The sequence below is a fragment of the Caballeronia sp. M23-90 genome (genome assembly GCF_053574605.1).
The window spans coordinates 1-19,670 of record NZ_JBSIPA010000013.1 but is presented as its reverse complement, the minus strand read 5'-3'; the positions used below and the strand labels follow the sequence as shown (position 1 = coordinate 19,670).

General features: G+C 59.4%; 18 protein-coding genes, 1 tRNA gene and 1 pseudogene. 3 read left to right on the top strand and 17 right to left on the bottom strand.

Features of this window, described 5'->3' with window-relative positions; all coding sequences use genetic code 11:
• Positions 1–5: 5 nt before the first annotated feature.
• From nuoF to ACRXB1_RS02765, 13 genes are all read right to left on the bottom strand, one after another.
• Positions 6–1,331 (bottom strand): NADH-quinone oxidoreductase subunit NuoF, encoded by a 1,326-nt coding sequence (nuoF, locus tag ACRXB1_RS02825; protein ID WP_061999833.1) that lies wholly within the window; start codon positions 1,329–1,331, stop codon positions 6–8.
• Complete coding sequence (gene nuoE / locus ACRXB1_RS02820) at positions 1,328–1,813, bottom strand: NADH-quinone oxidoreductase subunit NuoE (RefSeq protein WP_060858512.1); 486 nt, start codon at positions 1,811–1,813, stop codon at positions 1,328–1,330. The genes nuoF and nuoE overlap by 4 nt, the downstream gene beginning before the upstream one ends.
• A gap of 155 nt (positions 1,814–1,968) precedes the next feature.
• A complete protein-coding gene (locus ACRXB1_RS02815; protein ID WP_061999834.1) occupies positions 1,969–3,222 on the bottom strand; it encodes an NADH-quinone oxidoreductase subunit D in 1,254 nt (417 codons plus the stop codon).
• A gap of 9 nt (positions 3,223–3,231) precedes the next feature.
• Positions 3,232–3,834 (bottom strand): NADH-quinone oxidoreductase subunit C, encoded by a 603-nt coding sequence (locus tag ACRXB1_RS02810; RefSeq protein ID WP_061999835.1) that lies wholly within the window; start codon positions 3,832–3,834, stop codon positions 3,232–3,234.
• A gap of 91 nt (positions 3,835–3,925) precedes the next feature.
• The gene (locus tag ACRXB1_RS02805) at positions 3,926–4,405 is read right to left on the bottom strand and encodes a NuoB/complex I 20 kDa subunit family protein (protein WP_027819582.1); all 480 of its coding nucleotides are present in this window, start codon (positions 4,403–4,405) and stop codon (positions 3,926–3,928) included.
• A gap of 85 nt (positions 4,406–4,490) precedes the next feature.
• Complete coding sequence (locus ACRXB1_RS02800) at positions 4,491–4,850, bottom strand: NADH-quinone oxidoreductase subunit A (RefSeq protein WP_056353980.1); 360 nt, start codon at positions 4,848–4,850, stop codon at positions 4,491–4,493.
• A 162-nt stretch (positions 4,851–5,012) separates the two neighbouring features.
• A tRNA-Leu gene (locus ACRXB1_RS02795) sits at positions 5,013–5,097 on the bottom strand.
• Positions 5,098–5,210: 113 nt separating this feature from the next.
• Positions 5,211–5,588: a preprotein translocase subunit SecG gene (secG, locus tag ACRXB1_RS02790; RefSeq protein WP_062167085.1), complete on the bottom strand. Its 378-nt coding sequence runs from the start codon at positions 5,586–5,588 to the stop codon at positions 5,211–5,213.
• A gap of 86 nt (positions 5,589–5,674) precedes the next feature.
• Positions 5,675–6,457, bottom strand: coding sequence for a triose-phosphate isomerase (gene tpiA, locus ACRXB1_RS02785; RefSeq protein WP_062000913.1), 783 nt, complete (start codon positions 6,455–6,457; stop codon positions 5,675–5,677).
• A gap of 184 nt (positions 6,458–6,641) precedes the next feature.
• Entirely contained in the window at positions 6,642–7,658 is a 1,017-nt protein-coding gene (locus tag ACRXB1_RS02780) for an NAD(P)H-quinone oxidoreductase (RefSeq protein WP_061999837.1), read from the bottom strand.
• 163 nt (positions 7,659–7,821) lie between these two features.
• Positions 7,822–9,972 carry a polyribonucleotide nucleotidyltransferase gene (gene pnp / locus ACRXB1_RS02775; protein WP_172811941.1) on the bottom strand — a complete coding sequence of 717 codons (2,151 nt, stop codon included), beginning with the start codon at positions 9,970–9,972 and terminating at the stop codon, positions 7,822–7,824.
• A gap of 365 nt (positions 9,973–10,337) precedes the next feature.
• Positions 10,338–10,613, bottom strand: a complete 276-nt coding sequence (gene rpsO / locus ACRXB1_RS02770) for a 30S ribosomal protein S15 (protein WP_056353993.1) — start codon at positions 10,611–10,613, stop codon at positions 10,338–10,340.
• Positions 10,614–10,851: 238 nt separating this feature from the next.
• Positions 10,852–12,138, bottom strand: coding sequence for a branched-chain amino acid ABC transporter substrate-binding protein (locus ACRXB1_RS02765; protein ID WP_449491016.1), 1,287 nt, complete (start codon positions 12,136–12,138; stop codon positions 10,852–10,854).
• Between the two features lie 217 nt (positions 12,139–12,355).
• Between ACRXB1_RS02765 and ACRXB1_RS02760 the strand changes: the two genes are divergently transcribed.
• The 3 genes from ACRXB1_RS02760 (at position 12,356) to ACRXB1_RS02750 (ending at position 15,390) form a co-directional block, all read left to right on the top strand.
• On the top strand, positions 12,356–12,862 hold the full coding sequence (locus ACRXB1_RS02760) for a hypothetical protein (RefSeq protein WP_062167089.1): 507 nt from the start codon (positions 12,356–12,358) through the stop codon (positions 12,860–12,862).
• A gap of 223 nt (positions 12,863–13,085) precedes the next feature.
• Positions 13,086–13,739, top strand: a complete 654-nt coding sequence (locus ACRXB1_RS02755) for a carbonic anhydrase (RefSeq protein WP_449491015.1) — start codon at positions 13,086–13,088, stop codon at positions 13,737–13,739.
• Between the two features lie 85 nt (positions 13,740–13,824).
• Positions 13,825–15,390 carry a SulP family inorganic anion transporter gene (locus ACRXB1_RS02750; RefSeq protein ID WP_075357091.1) on the top strand — a complete coding sequence of 522 codons (1,566 nt, stop codon included), beginning with the start codon at positions 13,825–13,827 and terminating at the stop codon, positions 15,388–15,390.
• A gap of 97 nt (positions 15,391–15,487) precedes the next feature.
• Here ACRXB1_RS02750 and ACRXB1_RS02745 read toward each other — a convergent pair whose 3' ends face one another.
• The 4 genes and pseudogenes from ACRXB1_RS02745 to ACRXB1_RS02730 form a co-directional block, all read right to left on the bottom strand.
• Positions 15,488–17,032 carry a 2-isopropylmalate synthase gene (locus ACRXB1_RS02745; RefSeq protein ID WP_061999842.1) on the bottom strand — a complete coding sequence of 515 codons (1,545 nt, stop codon included), beginning with the start codon at positions 17,030–17,032 and terminating at the stop codon, positions 15,488–15,490.
• 349 nt (positions 17,033–17,381) lie between these two features.
• Entirely contained in the window at positions 17,382–18,248 is an 867-nt protein-coding gene (gene pssA / locus ACRXB1_RS02740; protein ID WP_061999843.1) for a CDP-diacylglycerol--serine O-phosphatidyltransferase, read from the bottom strand.
• Between the two features lie 43 nt (positions 18,249–18,291).
• Complete coding sequence (locus tag ACRXB1_RS02735; protein WP_060858501.1) at positions 18,292–18,936, bottom strand: phosphatidylserine decarboxylase; 645 nt, start codon at positions 18,934–18,936, stop codon at positions 18,292–18,294.
• A 131-nt stretch (positions 18,937–19,067) separates the two neighbouring features.
• Positions 19,068–19,670, bottom strand: a pseudogene (locus tag ACRXB1_RS02730) (ketol-acid reductoisomerase); the annotation flags it as partial.

Genomic DNA, 19,670 nt, shown 5'->3' with positions numbered 1-19,670 from the left:
ACTGATCACGCGGTAAGCGCTTCGGACGTGTGCGCATGATGCGCATGTCCGTCGACGAGACAATGTTTATGCTCGACGTGGTATTCGAATTCGTCCCAGAAGTGCTTCAGCATGCCGCGCACCGGCATGGCCGCCGCGTCGCCGAGTGCACAAATGGTGCGACCCATGATGTTTTCAGCGACCGAGTTCAGCAGATCCAGGTCTTCCTTGCGCCCGAGTCCGTGTTCGATCCGATGCACCACGCGATAAAGCCAGCCCGTGCCTTCGCGGCAAGGCGTGCACTGACCACACGATTCTTCGTAGTAGAAGTACGACAGGCGCAAGAGCGAACGCACCATGCAACGCGTTTCGTTCATGACGATCACCGCGCCCGAACCCAGCATGGAGCCCGCCTTCGCGATCGAATCGTAATCCATGTCGGTGGCCAGCATGAGCTCACCCGGTACGACTGGCGCAGACGATCCACCCGGGATCACCGCTTTCACGGACTTGCCGCGCACACCGCCTGCCAGCTCGAGCAGCGTCTCGAACGACGTGCCGAGCGGCACTTCGAAATTGCCCGGACGATTCACGTCGCCGGCAACCGAGAAAATCTTCGTGCCGCCGTTGTTCGGCTTGCCGATCTCGAGATACTTCTGCGGGCCGATAGCCAGCAGGAACGGCACGGCTGCGAACGTCTCGGTGTTGTTGATCGTGGTCGGCTTGCCGTACACGCCAAAGCTTGCCGGGAAAGGCGGCTTGAAGCGCGGCTGACCTTTCTTGCCTTCCAGCGACTCGAGCAACGCAGTTTCTTCGCCACAGATATACGCGCCGTAACCATGGTGCGCATACAGTTCGAACGAGAAGCCCGAACCCAGGATATTCGCACCCAGGTAACCGGCCGCACGTGCTTCTTCAAGCGCCTGTTCGAAGACCTTGTAGACCTCGAAGATCTCGCCGTGAATGTAGTTGTAGCCGACCGTGATGCCCATGGCGTACGCGCCAATGCACATACCCTCGATCAACGCATGCGGATTCCAGCGAAGAATGTCGCGGTCCTTGAACGTGCCCGGTTCGCCTTCGTCCGAGTTGCAGACGAGGTACTTTTGCCCCGGGAACTGACGCGGCATGAAGCTCCACTTGAGACCGGTCGGGAAACCCGCACCGCCACGGCCACGCAGGCCCGACGCCTTGACGTCGGCGATGACCTGTTCTTGCGGAATTTTTTCTTCGAGAATGCGGCGGAGCTGGGCGTAACCGCCGCGCGCCACATAGTCTTCGAGGTGCCAGTTTTCGCCGTTGAGGCCGGCGAGAATCAGGGGCTGGATGTGGCGGTCGTGAAGAGACGTCATTTCGAAAGTTCCTCGAGGAGCGTGTCGATCCGCTCGCGACTCATGAAACTGCACATACGATGATTGTTCACGAGCAACACGGGTGCATCGCCGCACGCGCCAAAACATTCACCTTCTTTCAAGGTGAACTTGCCGTCAGCGGTGGTTTCGCCAAAGTCGATGCCGAGCTTTTGCTTCAGGTATTCCGCAGCACTTTCCGAGCCGCCGTCAGGACCGAGTTGGCACGGCAGATTGGTACAGAGCGTGATCTTGTGCTTGCCGACCGGCGCGGTCTCGTACATGGTGTAGAACGTCGCCACTTCCTGCACGGCCACGGACGGCATGCTCAGGTAGTCGGCCACGAACTGCATGATTTCCGGCGACAGCCAGCCATGCTCTTCCTGAGCGACAGTCAGCGCCGCCATCACTGCGGACTGCTTCTGCTCCACAGGATATTTCGCGATCGCGCGATCGATTTCTTTCAGGCCTTCAGCTGAGATCATTTCAGACACGACTCTTTCAGTTCCTACCGAACGAAAACCCGCCGCGCCCTTCTTCTGCGGCAGACCTGGCGTCCTGCTGTTGTTGGTTCGCCGGCACGTTCAGCGCTAATGCGCGACCGGGCCGGCGTAATGCGGGAGATTTCCGCGACTGCATGTCAGCGGTCGATCTCGCCAAACACGATGTCCTGCGTCCCGATGATCGTCACCGCGTCCGCAATCATGTGTCCGCGCGCCATTTCGTCGAGCGAAGCAAGATGCGCATAACCCGGCGCACGAATCTTCAATCGATACGGCTTGTTCGCCCCATCCGAAATCAGGTAAATGCCAAACTCGCCCTTCGGATGCTCGACTGCTGCATACGTCTCGCCTTCCGGAACGTGGAACCCTTCCGTAAAGAGCTTGAAGTGGTGAATCAGCTCTTCCATGTTGGTCTTCATGCCCACGCGCGAAGGCGGCGCAATCTTGTGATTGTCGATCATCACCGGGCCCGGATTCTTCCGCAGCCACTCAATACACTGTTTCGCGATACGCGTGGATTGGCGCATTTCTTCCACTCGCACGAGATAACGGTCGTAGCAGTCACCGTTGACGCCCACCGGAATATCGAAATCCAGTTGATCGTAGACTTCGTACGGCTGCTTCTTGCGCAGATCCCATTCAATGCCCGAGCCGCGCAGCATGGCGCCGGTCATGCCGAGCTGCAACGCGCGCTCAGGACTGACCACACCGATACCCACGAGCCGCTGCTTCCAGATGCGGTTATCGGTCAGCAGCGTCTCGTACTCGTCCACGCACTTCGGAAAACGCGTGAAGAAGTCGTCGATGAAATCAAGCAGCGAGCCCTGACGCGTCTCGTTCATGCGCGACAACGCTTTCGCATTGCGGATCTTCGATGCCTTGTATTGCGGCATTGCGTCAGGCAGATCGCGATACACGCCGCCCGGACGGTAATACGCCGCGTGCATCCGTGCGCCGGACACCGCTTCGTACACGTCCATCAGGTCTTCGCGTTCGCGGAAGGCATACAAAAACACTGCCATTGCGCCAACGTCGAGCGCGTGCGAGCCGATCCACATCAGGTGGTTCAGCACACGCGTGATTTCGTCGAAAAGCACGCGGATGTATTTCGCACGAATCGGCACGTCGATACCGAGCAGCTTCTCGATCGCCATCACGTAGCCGTGCTCGTTGACCATCATCGACACATAGTCGAGACGGTCCATGTACGGCACGGACTGAATGAACGTCTTCGACTCGGCGAGCTTCTCGGTTGCGCGATGCAAGAGGCCGATATGCGGATCGGCGCGCTGGATCACTTCGCCGTCGAGCTCCAGCACGAGGCGCAGCACACCGTGCGCAGCCGGGTGCTGCGGGCCGAAGTTGAGCGTGTAGTTCTTGATCTCTGCCATGGCGTTCTCTTAGTGTTTCAGACCGCCATAGCGGTCCTCGCGGATCACGCGCGGCGTGATTTCGCGCGGCTCGATCGTCACGGGCTGGTACACGACGCGCTTCTCTTCAGGGTCGTAACGCATCTCGACATAACCCGACACCGGGAAGTCCTTGCGGAACGGGTGGCCAATAAAACCATAGTCGGTGAGAATGCGGCGCAGGTCCGGGTGGCCTTCGAAGACGATTCCGAACAGGTCGAATGCTTCGCGCTCATACCAGTTCGCCGATGACCACACGTCCACCACCGAGGCAACGATAGGTACTTCGTCGTCCGGAGCGAACACGCGCACGCGCACACGCCAGTTGTTGGCGATCGAAAGAAGATGGAGGACGGCCGCAAAACGCGGACCTTCGTAGGCGCCGTCGCCATACGTGAAGTAATCGACGCCGCACAGGTCGACGAGCTGCTCGAACCCGAGCGAGCGATCGTCGCGCAACTGAAGCGCTACATCCAGGTAGTTCGACGCCTTGACGACGACAGTCAGTTGCCCGAGCGACTCGGTAACGCTATGCAGGCGGTCGCCGAACGCCGCCTCGAGGTTCGCTTTCAGGGTCTCGAGTTTGCTTGCCATATTGGGGAGGCTCAGGCCTTGGTGACGCTAATTGGACTTCTGTGACGCTGACCGGCATGCTGAAGGCGTCACGACCTTGGATCAACCACGCTTACTGGCGGGCGATCGTGCTGGTGCGGCGAATTTTCGCCTGCAATTGAATCACGCCATATACAAGCGCTTCAGCCGTCGGCGGGCATCCGGGCACATATACGTCGACGGGAACGATCCGGTCACAGCCGCGCACGACAGAATAGGAGTAGTGGTAGTAACCGCCGCCGTTGGCGCACGAACCCATGGAGATGACCCAGCGCGGCTCGGCCATCTGGTCGTACACCTTGCGCAGCGCAGGCGCCATCTTGTTGCATAGCGTTCCAGCCACGATCATCACGTCAGACTGCCGCGGACTCGGACGAAACACGACGCCGAAGCGATCCAGGTCGTAGCGGGCAGCGCCCGCGTGCATCATCTCGACCGCGCAACACGCAAGACCGAACGTCATGGGCCACAGCGAGCCCGTGCGCGTCCAGTTGATCAGTTTGTCAGCCGTGGTGGTGACGAACCCTTCCTTCAAGACCCCTTCGATACTCATTTGCTTTCACTCCAGATGGGCAGCCAGCCATAGCTACCCAGCAATCCGGTGATTCGACGACCCCAAATCCGCAACCCTTTGCACTTCACTCCCAGTCCAGCCCACCCTTTCTCCAGATGTAGGCAAAACCCAGCAGGAATTCGAGCAGGAAAACCATCATGGACAGAAAACCCGGCCAGCCGATGTCGCGCAAGGCAACGCCCCACGGAAACAGGAACGCGGTTTCAAGATCGAAAATAATGAACAGAATAGCGACAAGATAATAGCGCACATCGAACTTCATCCGCGCGTCTTCGAACGCTTCGAAGCCGCACTCGTAGGGCGCGTTTTTTTCTGTGTCAGGCTTATTGGGACCGAGAATTTTACCGATGCTGACGAGAGCGATACCCAAACCGGTGCCCACGACGAGGAACAGCAAGACGGGATAATAGGCTGAGAGATTCACGACTATCCTCAAATCGGTTTGATCTGGTGTGCCGGCCAGGACGACTGCCCAACCGATTTTCAACTAAAGACGAATGATACGTAAGAACCCTTACATATTCACTCGCCAGAAGTGACAATGCCAGCCGAAGCAATGCATGCGGCTGGCATTGGATAACTTTTTTGGTGCCGACGGCGAGACTCGAACTCGCACAGCTTTCGCCACTACCCCCTCAAGATAGCGTGTCTACCAATTTCACCACGTCGGCACTGTCTTGCAATCCGGTAAATCAACTTCTAATTGCCGGGAATCGCTTCGAGAACAAAATTATAACTGGGTTAAGCAGTTTGTTCAACGCACAAAAGGTGCCTAAAGCGAAAATTATTTCGGAACGTCGGAGCCAGGGGCTGACGATGCAACCGGTGCCGAACTCGCGGCTGCAGCCGACGCGCCAAGGGTCGTGTTTGCAGCAGGCGCCGTTACCGAAGCCCCGCCCAGCACGCCTGCGGAAGCTGCAGGCTTGTAGCTTCCAAGGTAGGTCAGCGTCAACGTCGAGATGAAAAACACCGCTGCGAGGACAGCGGTTGTACGCGACAGGAAGTTCGCCGAACCGGTTGCGCCGAACAAACTGCCCGACGCGCCGCTGCCGAAAGCTGCACCCATATCGGCGCCCTTGCCGTGTTGCAGCAAAACCAGCCCGATAACGCCAAACGCCGACAACAACTGGACGACAATAATCAAAGTCTTTAAATACAGCATTCCGTTCACCCGACTCTTTAATGTTCGCGCGACACTTCTGTGCCCCGCCTTTAATGCTTACATACTCGAAAGCTTAAACTCGGTTATCAAACCGATCCGTTTTGTGCCGCCTGGCAGATCGCAAGGAAATCATTCGACTTCAGCGATGCGCCGCCAATCAATCCGCCATCGATGTCCTGCTGAGCAAACAATTCTTTCGCATTTTCCGGCTTGACGCTGCCGCCGTAGAGCACCGGCGCCTTCGCCGCGCCTGCACCCTTCGATGCAAGTTGCGAGCGCAGGAAAGCGTGAACTTGCTGCGCCTGCTCGGTCGTCGCGCTTTTTCCTGTACCGATCGCCCAGACGGGTTCATATGCCACGACAATCTTTGCCGCTTGTTCTTGGCTCAGCACAAGCAGCACAGCTTCGAGTTGCGTTCCGATCACTTGTTCGGTCGAACCGTTTTCGCGTTGCTCCAGCGTCTCACCCACGCACACAATGGGCGTAAGACCGGCTTCCAGAGCGCGCTGCGCTTTCACCGCGACCAGGTCCGAATGCTCATGATGATAAGCACGCCGCTCGGAATGACCAACGATCGCGTAGGTTGCGTCGAAATCAGCAGCCATGCCGGCTGCGACTTCGCCCGTATAGGCGCCCTGCTTGTGAGCCGAGACATCCTGCACGCCCCACGCGACTTTCGAGCCTGCCAGCAACGCCTGCGCTTGTGCAAGGTATGGCGCCGGGACACAGATGCCCGTACGGACGTCGCTCGACAATCCAGCGGCGCCCGTGGCAACTGCTTGCAGCAAGGCCGCGTTCTCAACGAGCCGACCGTGCATCTTCCAGTTTCCCACTACCAGCTTTGCGCGTTTGGCTTGTTCTTTCGGCATTTGTCTCGTCATAGCAGCGAGGCTGCCGATCAGTAGGTGGAAAGGAACCAGAAAAATCAACCGGAAACGGAACTTTTGGACGCGTCGCCCCAGTACAACATGCGATTTTACTGTGCCTGGCAGAAAACGGTCAAACGCGTAAATCTCCCTGGCAGCTTATTTCAGCTCCGTGCCGCGCTGGCGATCAGGCAACCTGGCTCCAGTCGAGCACGATTTTGCCGATATGCGTGCTGCCTTCCATCAGTTCGTGCGCTGCGGCAGCCTGATCGGCGGGGAAAACCTGGTGAATCACGGGCTTGATGCGTCCTGCCTCGATCTCCGGCCACACCTGCTCTTTCAACTGCACCGCCACCTTGCCCTTGAACGCAACCGCACGCGGGCGCAAGGTCGAACCCGTGATCACGAGACGACGGCGCAACACTTCATTCAGGTTGATCTCGGCTTTCGACCCGCCAAGCGTTGCGATGACAACCACGCGGCCGCCATCAGCCAGTGCTTTCAGTTCACGGGGAAGATAATCGCCCGCGACCATGTCCAGGATCACGTCCACGCCGCGGTCATTTGTGAGCGACTTCACGACATCGACGAAATCTTCCGTCTTGTAGTTGATCGCGCGCTCCGCACCGAGCTTTTCGCAGGCCTGGCATTTTTCATCGGACCCGGCTGTCACGAACACACGATGCCCAAGCGCCTTGGCAATCTGGATGGCCGTCACGCCGATACCGCTCGATCCACCCTGGATCAGCAGCGTCTCCTCGGCGCCGTTCTCGCCCTTGCCCAGGTGCGCGCGCTCGAACACGTTGCTCCACACGGTAAAGAACGTTTCCGGCAACGAAGCCGCTTCGATATCCGTCAAACCCTTCGGCACGGGCAGGCACTGCTCGAGCGGCGCGCACGCGTACTCGGCATAACCGCCGCCCGCGAGGAGCGCACATACGCGATCGCCCGCTTTCAGACCGAATGGATTGTGCTTCGGATCGAAGTCCCCGCGCACGATCTCACCCGCCACTTCCAGCCCTGGCAGATCAGATGCACCCGGCGGCGGCGCATAGCCGCCCTTGCGCTGGAATACATCCGGACGATTCACACCCGACGCTGCAACCTTGATCAGCACTTCGCCGGCCTTCGGTTCCGGCATTGGACGCTCGCCTAGCTTGAGAACGTCGGGCGCGCCAAATTCGGTGATTTCGATCGCTTTCATCTGCGGATTCCTTGAAGTCGGACTTCGTGAAACAGCGACGTAACCTCATGGCTTTGCAGGCTCGAATAACCGAACCTGCAAAAACATGCTTCACATTCGAACCATCACATTCGAAAACGGCCGGCACGCAAGCTTCTCGCGCCGGCCATTCCAACTTACCGCATTACTGCGGTTGCGTCGGCTGGATCGGTTGAATCGGCTCGCCGCCTTCAGCCAGCAGTGCCTTGGCCGACAAACGCACACGACCCTTTTCGTCCGTCTGGATGACCTTGACCTTAACGACCTGGCCTTCCTTCAGGTAGTCGTTGATGTCCTTGATGCGCTCGTTGACGATTTCAGAGATGTGCAGCAGGCCATCCTTGCCCGGCAGGATGTTGATGATCGCGCCGAAGTCGAGCAATTTCAGTACCGGACCTTCGTAGACCTGACCCACTTCCACTTCGGCCGTAATGTTCTCGATACGCTTCTTCGCTTCCGCCATGCCTTCGCTGCTCGTGCTTGCGATGGTCACCACGCCGTCATCGGAAATATCGATGGTCGTGTTGGTTTCTTCGGTCAACGCACGGATCACCGAACCGCCCTTGCCGATCACGTCGCGGATCTTTTCCGGATTGATCTTCATGGTGATCATGCGCGGCGCGTAGTCCGACAGGTTCGTGTTCGTGCCCGGGACCGCAGTCGTCATCTTGCCGAGGATATGCATGCGGCCTTCCTTCGCCTGCGCGAGCGCGACCTGCATGATTTCCTTCGTGATGCCCTGGATCTTGATGTCCATCTGCAGTGCCGTCACGCCTTGCGCCGTGCCTGCGACCTTGAAGTCCATGTCGCCCAGGTGATCTTCGTCGCCCAGGATGTCCGTCAGCACCGCGAACTTGTTGCCTTCCAGGATCAGGCCCATCGCGATACCCGCGACGTGCGCCTTCATTGGAACGCCGGCGTCCATCAGTGCAAGACACCCGCCGCAGACCGAAGCCATGGACGAAGAACCGTTCGATTCCGTGATTTCCGATACGACGCGGATGGAATAACCGAATTCGTCGGCGCTCGGCAGCACTGCCACCAATGCGCGCTTCGCCAGACGGCCGTGACCGATTTCACGGCGCTTCGGCGAACCGACGCGGCCCGTTTCGCCGGTCGCGAACGGAGGCATGTTGTAGTGAAGCATGAAGCGTTCGCGATACTCGCCTTCGAGCGCGTCGATATTCTGTTCGTCGCCCTTCGTGCCGAGCGTCGCCACGACAAGCGCTTGTGTTTCACCACGCGTGAACAACGCCGAGCCGTGCGTGCGCGGCAGCACGCCTGTGCGGATTTCGATGGGACGGACAGTGCGCGTGTCACGGCCATCGATACGCGGTTCGCCGTTCAAGATCTGCGTACGAACGATCTTCGCTTCGATGTCGAACAACACATTGCCGATGGTCGCCTTGTCAGCCGGCGCTTCGCCACGGGCAGCGGCTTCTTCGGTCAGCTTGGCAGTCGTCGATGCATACACTTCCTTCAGCTTGGCGCTGCGAGCCGACTTGTCGCGGATCTGATAAACCGACAGCAATTCGGCTTGAGCCAGCTCGGCCACGCGCGCGATCAGCGGTTCGTTCTTCGCAGCCGGCGCCCAGTCCCATTCCGGCTTGCCACCTTCGGCGACCAGTTCGTGGATTGCATCGATTGCGACCTGCATCTGGTCGTGACCGAACACCACAGCGGCCAGCATGACTTCTTCGGTAAGCTGTTGCGCTTCCGATTCCACCATCAGCACCGCGCGTTCCGTACCGGCGACGATCAGGTCGAGCGCCGATTCCTTCATCTGCGGACGCGTCGGGTTCAGCACGAATTCGTTGTTGATGTATGCAACGCGGGCAGCACCCACCGGGCCGTTGAACGGCAAACCGGAGATGGCCAGAGCCGCCGACGCGCCGATCAGCGCGGGAATGTCGGCGGGCACATCCGGATTCAGCGACAGCACGTGGATGACGACCTGGACTTCGTTATAAAAGCCTTCCGGGAACAGCGGGCGCAACGGACGGTCGATCAAACGCGAAATCAGCGTTTCGCCTTCCGACGGACGGCCTTCGCGACGGAAGAAACCACCCGGGATCTTGCCGGCTGCGTAGGTCTTTTCCAGATAATCGACGGTCAGCGGGAAGAAGTCCTGGCCCGGCTTTGCCGTCTTCGCGCCGACAACCGTCGCGAGCACCACGGTATCTTCCACATCGACGATCACGGCGCCGCTTGCCTGGCGCGCGATTTCACCTGTTTCCAGGCGAACGTTGTGTTGTCCCCACTTGAATTCCTTGACGATTTTCTTAAACATTCTCACTCCTTCTTCGTTATGCCCCGCGGCTTTCTGATGTGTTGTCGTGCTTGCCGGACCATCCGGAACGCGCGCACACACCGATAAAAACCGCGAAGCCAAGCGATGACCGGAACCGCGCAAGAGAGGGGTGATGTCATTCCAACGCAACACGACACGCGATGCGCATGACGCGCTGGAATGACACAAAGCTCTGCCGCGAGGCCCGGCCCTGTAGTCGAATCGGTTTCCGATCCGGATTGGCTTTAATGCAAGCCTTCGATATTTCCCGCCGTTTTCCTGCTTGCACGCGCGTACAGAGCGCGCCGTTCAAAAACAAAATGCCTGTATCAGCAGACTGACACAGGCATTTCGTTGTGAACGCTAGCCGCTTACTTGCGCAGACCCAGCTTTTCGATCAGCGAGCGATAACGGTCAGCGTCTTTGCCCTTCAGGTAATCGAGCAGCTTGCGACGGCGGCTCACCATGCGCAGCAGACCGCGGCGGCTGTGGTGATCTTTCGTGTGAGCCTTGAAGTGAACGGTCAGTTCATTGATACGGGTCGTCAGCAGTGCGACTTGCACTTCAGGCGATCCGGTGTCATTTGCGGCGCGCGCATATTCTGCGACGACGTCGGACTTCTTTGCATGAGCAACTACGGTAGACATTTGATTTTCCTTTGATACGGACAGGCGGTCACGGAAGAAGGGCCGTGCCGTGGGTTTTCTGCATCTTTTCCTTGGCCTGAAAACCGGCTTCGGATTTCCTTGCCGGACGCATTTGAACCAGGATTGAGGCCCGGCCTTACATACGGCAAGTCGCGAATTATAGCACAGCGATTTTGCCCGTCGACACGGTCACGCCCGGCGGATGTATTTGCGCAATAGGCCGGGTCCCAAGCTTCTCTTAAGAGGCGGGACGTTTCATCTGGCAGGTTGTCGGCATTGCGGTATTGGTTGCAGGGACCTTCAGCAAGGTCCGAAAGCCAAAGCCCGAGCCTTCGTTATCGAAGCGCACGCCCGGCGTGCCCGACTTGTCCATCTCCATGACATACAAGGGTTGGATCAACTGATGATCTGCGGCGCGCATTTCCGTGGTTTGAAAACCCGTATCGAGTTTCATGCCTTCCAGCGCGTGGGCGACTGCGGTCGGATCGGCGCTGCGGGCCTTTTGCATTGCGTTGGCGAGCATTTCGATCATCAGCGGCATGCGCAGGAACAGGTAATCGTCGGCGGGAGCCGGAAAACGGGTCCGGAACGCACCGTAGTAAGCGTCCGACGCCGCGCCGCCCGCGTTTGGATGCCAGTCCGCCACCGCGACCACGTGTTTCACGCCGGCTTCGCCCAGCGCGGCAGGCGCGCCGAGACTGTTGCCGTAGAACGTGTAGAAGTGCGTGTCGAGGCCCTGCTCCCGCGCCGCTTTCACCAGCAGCGTCAGGTCATTGCCCCAGTTGCCGGTGATGACGGCGTCGGCGCCGCTCGAACGGATCTTCGCGATGTACGGCGCAAAATCCTTTACGCGCCCGGCCGGAATGAATTCATCGGCGACGATTGCTATGTCCGGACGGCGCTCCTTCAGCGCGCGGCGCGCTTCGCGGCTGACATCGTGGCCGAAGCTGTAGTCCTGATTGAACAAATAGACCTTTTTCACCGATGTCTCGCGCTGGATGACATCGGCCAGCGCGTTCATGCGCATGCCCGCGTGGGCATCGAAGCGGAAATGCCAGAAGCTGCAATCCTCGTTGGTGAGGGCGGGATCATCGGCGGAATAATTCAGGAAGACCACCCGATGTCCAGGATCGCGGACGTTCTGCTTGTTGATCGCATCGACGAGCGCGGCGGCCACTGCCGAGCTATTTCCCTGCGTCACAAAGCCAATCCCCTGGTCTATCGCCGCGCGCACTTGCACAAGGCTCGCTTCGCTGCTGCCTTTTCCGTCGAGCACGACAAGCTGCAAGGGATGCTTGCCATCGGGCAAAACCACGCCGCCATTGGCGTTCACGCGCTCCACGCCGAAGCGCAAGTTACGCTCGACGGATGCGCCCGCATTGGCGAACGGGCCCGACATGCCTTCGATCATCGCAATGCGGATCGGCGCGAGATCGGCTGCCAGGGCCGGCGCAGCGAAAATACTCCCGAGAACGCCCACAACCACCGCCTTACTGCATTTCGCCAGCAAATCACGAAAACTCATACCGCCCATCCAAGATAAAAGCCGAACCGCGGATCATAGGCTGCAGGGTACGGCACGCGCAACATCTCGCCTGAATCCGCGATGAAATGGAATACCGGCACGGGTCCGCGCGTTTTCCTGAACAAGCGGGCGCGGACTGGACCGTGCCCCATGTCAAAATAACTACCACAGCAAAAACCCACGATAAATTGTGGACACGCACACGAAGGAGGCTTCAATGTTGATCAGTTCGATACGAAAACCGGCCGCAATGATTCTGGCCCTGTTGCTGACGGCGTGTGCGCAGCCGTGGCAGAACTATCAGGCGGGCGCGGATTCATCGACGGTGACAGCGCGCCTCGGTCCGCCAAAAGAGGTCTATGACCTGCCGAACGGCGGCAAGCGCCTGATGTGGCCGACCCAGCCGCTAGGCGAAGTGACGACGGCGGCGGACATCGATGCATCGGGGAAGATCGTGAACGTGCGTCAGGTCCTCGATGAAAACGAGTTTTATAAAGCGCAGATCGGCACATGGACGCGCAAGGACGTTCTGCTCAACTTCGGGCGGCCGGTCGAGACGTCCTACTTTCCGCTCATGAAGCGCGAGGTATGGACGTATCGGTACATGGAGGCGGGTTACTGGTACATGATGTTCAGCTTCTATTTCGATGACCAGGGCATCGTGCGCCTGACACAAAAAACGCCGGACCCGCTGCACGACCCCGATCGCCGGAACTTCTTCTGAAGACCTCACAGACACACGCCTCTCGCGCCCATCGGGCGATTTATTTCTCGTCCGAAAAAAATGCCGCCGCCGAACGCGGCATTTTTTTATGGCTGGACGTCCGGAACCTTTTCATAGAAAGTAATTCGTAAGCTTACGACTACGTTGTGTCAGTGAACCGGAAAATCGTTTCGTTGTAGATCGCCTACCATTACGTTTTTGGAGCTGGATTGGACTACACCCCATGACTCGACCCAAACGCATGCTTGTTGAAAACGTTGGCTGGGCGGCAGAAACCGCCGCCAGCGACCCGGCTTTCTTCGAAACCCTCGCGCAGGGACAAAGCCCGACCGTGCTGTGGCTTGGCTGCTCCGACAGCCGCGTGCCGGCCGAAACCATCACGCACTCGAAGCCCGGCGATCTGTTCGTCCATCGCAACATCGCGAACCTGTTTTCCGCCGACGACGACAACACCATGAGCGTCCTCGAATACGCGGTAAACGTGCTGAAAGTGGACGATGTGATCGTCTGCGGACATTACGGATGCGGCGGCGTGCGGGCGTCGTTGTTGCCCATGTCGCCCGCCCTTCCCCACGTCAACCGCCGCATTGCGCCGCTGTGCGCGCTGGCGCAAAAACACAGCGGCGAACTCGACGCCATCGAACCCGGCGATGGCCGTATCGACCGGCTTGCCGAACTGAGCGTGCTGGAACAAGTTCGCGCGATCCGGCGCGTGTCGACCGTACGCGACGCCGAGCGCCCACCGCGCGTTCACGGATGGATATTCGGCCTGCGCGATGGCCGCATCAAAGTCCTTTCATCCGGCGATCCGGCTGACGCAGAGGCTGAACCTGCCCCGAGCGCCGTCCAGCATATGACCGAAACATCCGGCGACTAGCCGGCGAGACTCTCCCTGCATAAAACCTCTTCTGTGCGACGCCCCTCGGGACATCGCATGGTTCAACTCGCGCCCCAAAAAGCCTATGAACCTACGCCAGACGTTTGCCAATTTCCCTCGCGACATGTTCGCTGGGACCGTCGTTTTCCTTGTCGCCATGCCGCTTTGCCTCGGCATTGCCAACGCTTCCGGCGTCGAGCCGTTCGCAGGGCTGCTGTCAGGCATTATCGGCGGGCTGGTGGTGGCGCTTTTGAGCGGATCGCAACTGAGCGTGAGCGGCCCGGCGGCGGGACTCGTCGTGATCGTCGTCGATGGCATTGCCAAGCTCGGCAGCTTTTCCACCTTCCTCATGGCCGTGATGCTGGCGGGCGCGATCCAGTTCGGCTTCGGCATGCTGAAGGCCGGGCGCTTCGCGGCGTACGTGCCGTCATCGGTGATCAAGGGAATGCTCGCGGCAATCGGCTTGCTGCTCATCATCAAGCAAGTGCCGCTCGCCGCCGGTTTCGCCAACGATGGCGCCCACGTCGCCGCGGCAGCGCCAGGCACGATCGCCACACCCTTCGGCGCGATGTCGCTCGCTGCGTGTCTGGTGGCCATTGTGTCTATCGCGATCCTGGCAAGCTGGGAAACGAAGGCCATGCGCCGCTTCGCGTTCGTACGCGCGGTGCCCGCGCCGCTTGCCGTGGTCGTGCTCGGCATCGCGATCACGCTTGCGCTCGATTTCGCTGCGCCGGGTTTTGCGCCGCCGGCGGAGCATCGGGTTTCACTGCCATCGCTGGCGACGTTCGCCGCGTTGAACGCCGCGCTCGACTGGCCCAACTTCGAGCAACTCATCAATCCCGATGTCTGGCGGCTCGCGATGACGCTTGCCATCGTGGCGAGTCTCGAGACCTTGCTGAGTCTGGAAGCTGTCGAACAGATCGATCCCAAGAAGCGTACCGCCCATCCGGATCGCGAACTGAAGGCGCAGGGCATCGGCAACATGATGGCGGGCGCGATCGGCGCGTTGCCCATCACCTCCGTGATCGTGCGCAGTTCGGCCAACGTCCACGCGGGTGCGCAAAGCCGATGGTCGGCCGTCATTCACGGCGTTCTGCTGCTGGCGAGCGTGTTCGCGCTGACGGCGGTGATCAACCTCATTCCGCTTGCCTGCCTCGCCGCGATCCTGATCTTCACCGGACTGAAGCTCGCTAAACCGTCGCTGTTCAAGGCTGTCGCGAAACAGGGATTCGAGCGGTTTGCGCCATTCATCGTGACGATTGCCGGCGTGCTGATGACCGATCTGCTGATCGGCATCCTGCTGGGGATTGCTTGCAGCATCGCGCTTGCGATCCACGCGAATCTGCAGCGGCCGATCACCATCGCGCAGCACGACGATCACTTCCTGCTCTCGTTTCGCAAGGACGTGTCGTTTCTCGGCAAGGTGTCGCTCAAGCATCACCTGAAGCAGATTCCCGACAACGCAACGTTGATCGTCGATGCAAGCCGCGCGGATTTCATCGATCAGGATGTGCGTGAACTCATCGATAAATTCATCGCCGATGCCCCCGCCCGCGGGATTCACGTCGAGTGCCGTCAGCTCGAACGCGCGGCCCGGGAACGGCCCGGCTTTCAGCAGCGCATGGCGCTTTTCAGACGGGCTTTCCGCTAATTAACATCGCAACGAAAAACGGCCCTCGCTTCTGGCGAGAGCCGTTTTCAATCAGCGAGGCGGCTGGATCAAGCGCCTTGCTGTGTGTGCATCAAAATCACGAAAGCTGCGGGTTGAGCTTTTCGACTTTCGAATGGAGCTTGTTGAGCGCGGCAAGATACGCTTTCGCCGATGCCGCCACAATGTCCGGGTCCGTGCCCACGCCATTGACAATCCGGCCGCTCTTCGACAAGCGCACGGTCACTTCGCCCTGAGCCTGCGTGCCCGTGGTAATGGCGTTAACCGAATACAGCACCAGCTCGGCGCCGCTCGTCACCTTCGATTCGATCGCGTGAAGCGTCGCATCCACCGGACCGTTACCACGCGACTCGCCGTGCACTTCGATGCCATCGACAGCAAACACCACGCGTGCATGCGGCTGCTCACCCGTTTCCGAACGCTGAGCCAGCGACACGAAGCGGAACGTTTCCTTCGCCTGCATTTCCGCCGACTCTTCGGAGACGATCGCCATGATGTCTTCGTCGAAGATTTCCGACTTGCGGTCGGCGAGTTCCTTGAAGCGCACGAACGCTGCGTTCACGTCCGTTTCCGACTCCAGCGTCACGCCCAGGTCTTCGAGGCGCTGCTTGAACGCGTTGCGGCCCGACAGCTTGCCGAGCACGATCTTGTTCGTTGCCCAGCCTACGTCTTCGGCGCGCATGATTTCGTAGGTATCGCGCGCTTTCAACACGCCATCCTGGTGAATGCCCGATGCATGCGCGAACGCGTTTGCGCCCACCACAGCCTTGTTCGGCTGCACGACGAAACCCGTGATCTGCGAGACGAGCTTGGACGTCGGCACAATGTGCGTGGTGTCGATACCCAGTTCCAGCCCGTAATAATCCTTGCGCGTTTTCATCGCCATCACGACTTCTTCCAGCGCCGTGTTACCCGCGCGCTCGCCGAGACCGTTGATGGTGCACTCGATCTGGCGCGCGCCGCCGATATGCACGCCAGCAAGTGAATTGGCGACGGCCATGCCAAGGTCGTCGTGGCAATGCACAGACCAGATCGCCTTGTCCGAATTCGGCACGCGTTCGCGAATGGTCTTGATCAGGTTGCCGTAACCTTCCGGCACGGCATAACCCACGGTGTCCGGAATATTGATGATGGTCGCGCCTTCGTCGATCACCGCTTCCAGCACGCGGCACAAGAAGTCGAGATCCGAGCGGCTGCCGTCTTCCGGCGAGAATTCCACGTCGTCCGTGAACTTGCGCGCGAAGCGCGTGGCGAGACGAGCCTGCTCGTAGACCTGATCGGCGCTCATGCGCAGCTTCTTTTCCATATGCAGCGCGGACGTCGCGATGAACGTATGAATGCGGAAATGATCGGCGGGTTTGAGGGCGTCGGCGGCGCGCTGGATGTCTTTGTCGTTGGCGCGGGCGAGCGAGCAGATCGTGCTGTCCTTGATCAGGCCGGCAATAGTGTGGATTGCATCGAAATCGCCGTTGGAACTGGCTGCAAAGCCCGCTTCGATCACATCGACTTTCATCCGTTCGAGTGCTTTTGCGATGCGGATCTTCTCGTCTTTCGTCATCGACGCGCCGGGGGATTGCTCGCCATCGCGAAGCGTCGTGTCGAAAATGATGAGTTTGTCTGCCATGTTCGGGCTCCAGTGGGGAATTTTGGATTGATTAAAACGGTGGAGAAAGGCGATACGGAATTCGGGTGTTCGCGCCACCGCTGGCGTCGAAAACCACGAACGAGCAGACGGGAGGCGGGAAGCTTAGCGCGGCAGGCGCGCTAGTAGCGGTAGCGCACGTAGCGGCGCACCGGCTAGGGACAACGAGAGGAGATGGGCGAAAAAATTCATTCGCAAACTATAACTACATTTTTGAGCGCGTGCAATTGGGCTTTCCGATCGGGGCGATTGGTGCCTGGTTCGGTGTTCAGTTCGACCTTCCTGCAGTCGAAAAAAACGCGCACCGGCTGTAAGGACCGATGCGTTGATATCAATGCGCTTTTTCCGATGACCGGGCCGGATTCGGCCGGCCTCGCAAACTCATGTATCCCCACCAGGCGTAGCCCGAAAAGCCGTAGAGAACGAAGAGTCCGAACAGCATCAACGGCGGATCGGACGATACCAGCACGAACGCCACAACCACCAGCAACACGCCGGCGAACGGGACGCGGAACCTGACATCCAGCGCCTTGCCGCTGTAGAACGGCGCGTTCGAAACCATCGTCACGCCTGCATAGATGGTCAGCGCGAATGCCACCCAGGGCAGCCAGACCAGCTTGAGCGGCACGCGGTTATCGGTGGCGAGCCACACGAAACCCGCGATCAACGCCGCCGCAGCCGGGCTCGGCAAGCCCTGGAAATAACGTTTGTCGACCACGCCGACGTTCGTATTGAAGCGCGCCAGACGCAAAGCCGCGCCCGAGCAATACACGAAAGCCGCGAGCCAGCCCCATCGGCCAAGATCCTTCAGGATCCATTCGTACATCACCAGCGCGGGCGCAACGCCGAACGACACCATGTCGGACAAGCTGTCGAACTGCTCGCCAAACGCGCTCTGCGTATGCGTCATGCGAGCGACACGGCCATCCATGCCGTCGAGCACCATGGCCACGAAGATCGCGATGGCGGCGATTTCGAAGCGCACGTTCATTGCCTGAACGACGGCGAAAAAACCGCAAAACAGCGCGGCGGTGGTGAATGCATTGGGCAGCAAGTAAATGCCGCGTTTTCTAAGGAACTGTTGCCGCTTCGCACGCCTCGTTTCGAGCACGCCGAGGTCCTGCGCCGATTTGTTGCGTCGAAACGCCCGCGGGGGTGTTGTCGTGCTTCGTGTCCGGCGCGGTTTGAGTGCCGCCATCGAGTCCTCCGTTGTGCAGCCTGGTTTTACCGCTTGTCTATGCTTACTCTGCAAACTCGGCAAGAATCGTGGACGACGCCGATACCTTCTCCCCAATCGCCACGCGCGGACGGCTTCCAACCGGCAAATACACGTCGACACGCGATCCGAAACGGATAAAACCATAGCGCTGGCCACGATTGAGCGGTTCGCCCACGTGGACATAGCACAAAATGCGCCGCGCGATCAGGCCGGCGATCTGCACCGACGTCACCGTATGGCCCGCCGCGGTCTGGATCACGATGGCGTTACGTTCGTTCTCGGTCGATGCTTTGTCGACGGCCGCGTTCAGGTACGAACCCGGAAAATACTCGACCTTGCTGATCGCGCCATCCACCGGCGAGCGTTGCGAGTGGACATTGAACACGTTCATGAACACGCTGATCTTGAGCGCTTCGCGGTTTGCGTACGGGTCATGCGCCGTTTCCACAGCGACGATGCGGCCGTCCGCGGGGCACAGCACGGCGTTCGCCTGAACCGGGATGGGGCGCGCGGGATCGCGGAAAAACTGCACGACGAAGATCGCAAGCAGCCAGAACGGCCAGGCAAACCCAAAGCCGCCGATGGCCTGGATCAACACGGCAATGACAACCGCAATGGCAATAAACGGCCAGCCTTCGCGCGCGATGATCGGATGTGGATAGTTCATGAACGAGTTCTATATTTTAGTAAAACCGTAGGATAGCAAAAGCCGTCCGGCGCCAAGCGACCCCGGACGGCTTTCGGTCTTCACTAAGACCGGCAAACAACACCGGTCGTTCAAGCGATATCAGGCAATATTTAGTTCTTCGACTGATCGACCAGCTTGTTTGCGGCAATCCACGGCATCATTGCGCGCAGTTTGGCGCCAACCGTTTCGATCTGGTGCTCGGCCGTGAGGCGGCGGCGCGATTGCAGCGTCGGCGCGCCGGCACGGTTTTCGATGATGAAGCTCTTCGCGTATTCACCCGTCTGGATGTCCGTGAGAACCTGCTTCATCGCTTTCTTCGTTTCAGCCGTCACGATCTTCGGACCCGTTACGTACTCACCGTATTCGGCGTTGTTCGAGATCGAGTAGTTCATGTTGGCGATACCGCCTTCATAGATCAGGTCGACGATCAGCTTCAGTTCGTGCAGGCATTCGAAGTAAGCCATTTCCGGCGCGTAGCCGGCTTCCACCAGCGTTTCGAAGCCGGCCTTGATCAGGTCGACCGTACCGCCGCACAGAACAGCCTGTTCGCCGAACAAGTCGGTTTCGGTTTCTTCGCGGAAATTCGTTTCGATGATACCGGCACGGCCGCCGCCGTTAGCCACCGCGTACGACAAGGCCACGTCGCGCGCCGAGCCGGTATCATCGAAACGAATTTCCGCGAAGAAACCGAAACCGACTTGTTCGGCGAACAA